Source organism: Vibrio sp. 03_296 (assembly GCF_002265885.1).
The window spans coordinates 1-759 of sequence record NZ_NPKW01000792.1; the positions used below are offsets into that span (position 1 = coordinate 1).

The following is a 759-nucleotide window of genomic DNA, read 5'->3' on the forward strand; positions in this document are numbered from 1 at the left end:
ATTGGCGGTGGCAGCGCACCAATGAGGTTTTTCTTCCAGCACTTTTAACGTGAGCTGAGTGCTGGCGGTTTGGCTGGCTGAGCGCACATGCACACCACTGATGTCGCTGTAGGCACATTCGACGCTCTCTGTCGCCATGATCACAATGCGGTTGTGACCAATACAGGGAATTTGATCGAGGTCTCTGGGCTAAACTGGCGATGTGCTGGCTCAAGGCGGAATGACTGGCGGCTTTACTCAGGCGTTTAACCGTTTTGCGTAAGCGTTCTGGATCAACGGGCTTGAGTAGGTAATCAAACGCATTGTCTTCAAAAGCTTGGATAGCGTATTGGTCGTAAGCGGTGACGAAGACGACGTAAGGCATGGTGTCTGGATYCATCATCCCTAGCAGTTCAATGCCCGTAACTTGTGGCATCTGAATATCGAGAAACACCACATCCGGTTTTAACTCATTAATTTTCTTTAAGCCGACAATCGCGTTGGCGGCGTCGCCAATCACATCAATGTCACCTGTTTCGCTAAGCAGGTCTGTGAGCTCTTCGCGAGCAAAAGGTTCATCGTCGATTACCAGTGCGGTCAACATCCGTTTACTACCTTGTTGGCTAAATTGCAGTGTGATGGCTGCGGGGAATGATAAAGCTCATTTTAGTAAATTGATGCTCTTTCGCCTCGATTTTAGTGCTGAGTCACGCCCAAAATGGTGTGTAAGCCGTTTATCGACAATTTCCATCCCAGTCCGAATGATTTCTGCTGGGGCTG

1 pseudogene is annotated in these 759 nt (G+C 49.2%); it reads right to left on the reverse strand.

Features of this window, described 5'->3' with window-relative positions:
- A pseudogene (gene btsR / locus CIK04_RS27930) lies at positions 1–583 on the reverse strand (two-component system response regulator BtsR); the annotation flags it as partial.
- Positions 584–759: the final 176 nt, after the last annotated feature.